The sequence below is a fragment of the Pseudomonas protegens genome, assembly GCF_003732485.1.
Classification (GTDB): domain Bacteria; phylum Pseudomonadota; class Gammaproteobacteria; order Pseudomonadales; family Pseudomonadaceae; genus Aquipseudomonas; species Aquipseudomonas protegens_B.
The window spans coordinates 412,946-416,361 of sequence record NZ_MOAK01000080.1; the positions used below are offsets into that span (position 1 = coordinate 412,946).

The 3,416-nt window shown below is 63.7% G+C and carries 4 protein-coding genes; all 4 read right to left on the reverse strand.

Going from position 1 to position 3,416, the window contains the following annotated elements:
• A partial coding sequence (locus BLX41_RS36085) for an extracellular solute-binding protein (RefSeq protein WP_259745119.1) occupies positions 1-626 on the reverse strand: 626 nt, incomplete at its 3' end.
• Between the two features lie 137 nt (positions 627-763).
• Positions 764-1,981, reverse strand: a complete 1,218-nt coding sequence (locus BLX41_RS23170) for a 2-octaprenyl-3-methyl-6-methoxy-1,4-benzoquinol hydroxylase (RefSeq protein WP_185073752.1) — start codon at positions 1,979-1,981, stop codon at positions 764-766.
• A gap of 9 nt (positions 1,982-1,990) precedes the next feature.
• A complete protein-coding gene (locus tag BLX41_RS23175; protein WP_123726757.1) occupies positions 1,991-2,476 on the reverse strand; it encodes a DUF4442 domain-containing protein in 486 nt (161 codons plus the stop codon).
• Positions 2,469-3,416: 2-octaprenyl-6-methoxyphenyl hydroxylase (gene ubiH, locus BLX41_RS23180; protein WP_404942791.1), on the reverse strand; the 948-nt coding region annotated here is incomplete at its 5' end. The genes BLX41_RS23175 and ubiH, both read right to left, overlap by 8 nt.

Genomic DNA, 3,416 nt, shown 5'->3' on the forward strand with positions numbered 1-3,416 from the left:
GCGTTGATCGCATCCAGCACCGCGATGTCATCGGAGAACACATCGGTGGACAGGTTGTTGACCCAGCCCTTGACGATCTCTTCGGTCTTCGCGGCGCCGTGGGTTTCGATCAGGGTGGCGGTCAGCGACTGGTTGTAGACCTTCTTCGCGGTACGCAGGCACAGACGGCCTTCCCACTGCTTGTCGGCCAGGGCTTCATAGGTGGTCAGTTCGGAAGGTTTGACCCGCTCGGTGGAGTAGGCCAGGGTCCGCGCCCGCAGGCTCAGGCCGGTCCAGGCGTGGTTGGAAGAGCGGTATTGCAAAGGGATGTTGCTGTCGATGACCTTGGAGGTGAACGGTTGCAGGATGCCCATCTGCTCGGCCTGCCAAAGGTTGCCGGCGTCCACGGTGAGCAGCAGGTCGGCAGTGGCGTTTTCGCCCTCGGCCTTGATCCGCTGCATCAGCGGCGCTTCCTTGTCGGTGATGAACTTGATCTTCACCCCGGTCTTCTGGGTGTAGGCATCGAACACCGGCTTGATCAGCTCATCGATACGCGAGGAGTAGACCACGACTTCATCGGCGGCGTAGGCGGTGCCACCGATGAGTGTGAGTGCCAGGGCGGTCAGTAGACGCTTCGGTGCCAACATGGGAGCGGTCTCTCGATTTCAAAGTGAGGCGAAATGATAAGGACTCCCATTTGCCATCTCAACCGAACCCGGCGCTGAGGAGTTACCAGATGTTGCGTAGGGCCGCCCTCGCGAAAGCTTCGCCAGCCCGCCGGCCCCTACGCTCTGGCCAGCTCCGGGAGATCGCCGCTCAGGCCCAGTGCCTGACGCACGAACAGCGCCTTGGCCTCGGGCATCTGCTCGACCATCTTCAGGCCAGTGTTGCGCAGCCAGCGCAGCGGCAACGGATCGGCCTGGAATAGCCGCTCGAAGCCTTCCATGGCCGCCATCAGCGCCAGGTTATGGGGCATGCGTCGCCGTTCGAAGCGACTGAGCACCTTGACCTCTGCCAGACGCTCGCCACGGCTGGCCGCCTGCAGCAGCACCTCCGCCAGCACTGCGGCATCAAGGAAACCCAGGTTGACCCCCTGCCCCGCCAGCGGATGAATGGTGTGGGCAGCGTCGCCGATCAGGGCCAGACCTTCGGCCACGTAGCGCTTGGCGTGGCGCTGGCGCAACGGCACGCACAGCCGAGGGTCGGCGCTGAGCACTGTGCCCAGACGACCTTCGAAAGCGCGCTCCAGCTCAGAACAGAACGCTGCGTCATCCAGAGCCATCAGGCGCTCGGCCTCGGTGGGCGTAGTGGACCAGACAATGGAGCACCAATCGTGCTGGCCATCCCGTACCAGCGGCAGAAACGCCAGCGGGCCGGTATCGGTGAAACGCTGCCAGGCAGTCAATCGATGGGGTTGGCTGCTGCGCACACTGGTAACGATGGCGTGATGCAGGTAGTCCCACTCGCGGGTGGCGCAGCCGGTGAGCCGACGCACGGCAGAATTGGCGCCATCGGCAGCGATCACCAGCGGCGCGCGCAGTTGCCGGCCGTCCGCCAGGGTCAGCAGCCAGTCATCACCGGAGCGGCGCATCTGCTCCAGGCGGGCGTTGGCCAACAAACCGATGTCGCATTCGTGCAAACGCTCAAGCAAGGCATCCTGAACCACGCGGTTCTCGACGATATGCCCCAGCACCTGGGCATGTACGCTGGAGGCCGAGAAGTGGATCTGCCCGGTGCCGCTGCCGTCCCAGACCTGCATGTCGCAGTAGGGGCTGCTGCGCCGTCCGGCGATACCGTCCCAGGCACCAAGGCGCTCCAGGATGCGCTGGCTGGCGGCCGACAAGGCACTGACCCGCGGTTCGAACGGCGACTCGGCGTCGAAGGGTTTGACACTCAGGGAGCCGCCATCGAGCAGCAGCACTTCCAGGCCACTGCCCTGCAACGCCAACGCCAAGGCACTGCCGACCATTCCGGCTCCGACAATCAGCACATCTGCGCGCATTTCCATGCTTTAGGCCTGTCTCGCTTGCGGCTTGAGCCGCACATAAAGGGTTTTATCGACCCGCGCCACCAGGGTGCCGGAGCCGTCATGAATCTCTACCTGCAACTGTGGCAGGTACTTCTCGCCACTGGCAGTCTGCCGACAAACCTCGTCGAGCAACGCCTGGTCGATGCTGAACCGAGCAAACACCGGGCCCTTGCCCGGGGCGATGAAATCGATGGCTGCGGCCTTGTCCCAGACGATGTAGTCGCGCCCCAGGTTCTCCATGAACATCAGCATGAAAAACGGATCCACCATCGAATACAGGCTGCCACCGAACTGGGTGCCGACATAGTTGCGGTTGTACCAGCCCAGGCCCATGGAGACCTGGACTTCGCGGAAATCCGCACTGATCTGGCGAATCCGTACACCGGCCCCAAGGTAGGGTGGGTACAGGTTCAACACCCAGCGCAAAAGGCGGGCCTTGCCGACGCGTCGGGTCAACCACTCACGCATCCGGACGAGTGCCCAGGCCCATGGCCTGGCGCGCGAACCAGCGCTTGGCCGGGGGCAGCAGGTCCAGTCCGAGCAAGCCAAGGTTGCGTCCCACTGACAGCAGCGGCAGCTTGCTGCCGAACAGCCGCGTGACCTGATCGGAGAAACCCACGGTCAGGTTCTGGTCCAGGCGCTGGCGCTCGCGATAAGCCTGCAGCACGGAAAAATCGCCCGGCAGCTGCTCGCTGGCCAGCAAGGCATCCGCCAGGGCCTGGGCATCACGCAACGACAGGTTGAAGCCCTGCCCGGCAATCGGATGCAGGCTGTGGGCGGCATTGCCCAGCACCACCAGGTGGGGGCGCACCTGCTCTTCGGCTTCTACCAGAGACAGCGGATACAGATGCCGCGCGCCCACTTGTTTCAAGGTGCCCAGGCGATAACCGAATACCCCCTGCAATTCGCTGAGGAAACTACGGTCATCCAGGTCGGCCAGACGCTGAGCGTCCATGCCCTGGCGGGTCCAGATCAACGCACAGCGATTTTCCGGCAATGGCAGCAACGCCATCGGCCCGTCATCGGTGAAGCGCTCGAAGGCCATGCCGTTGTGGGCTTCGCTGGGGGTGATGTTGGCAATCAGCGCGCTCTGGTTGTAGGGGCGATTCTTGACCCCGATACCCAACTGTTCACGCAGGCCGGAACGGCCACCATCGGCGAGCACCGCGAGGTCGCATTCCAGCGTGGTTTCGTCATTCAGGGTCAGGCGATAGCCGCCTTCCAGAGGCTCCAGGCGGGTGACTTCTGCCGGACAGCGCCAACTGATCACATCCTTGTCCAGGCCTTGCCACAGGCATTGGCCGAGCCAGGCGTTTTCCACCACATAACCCAGGGCCGGGACCCCTTCTTCCATGGCCGACAGGCGCGCGGTGGAAAACCGCCCGCGGTCCGACACGTGAATCTGCTT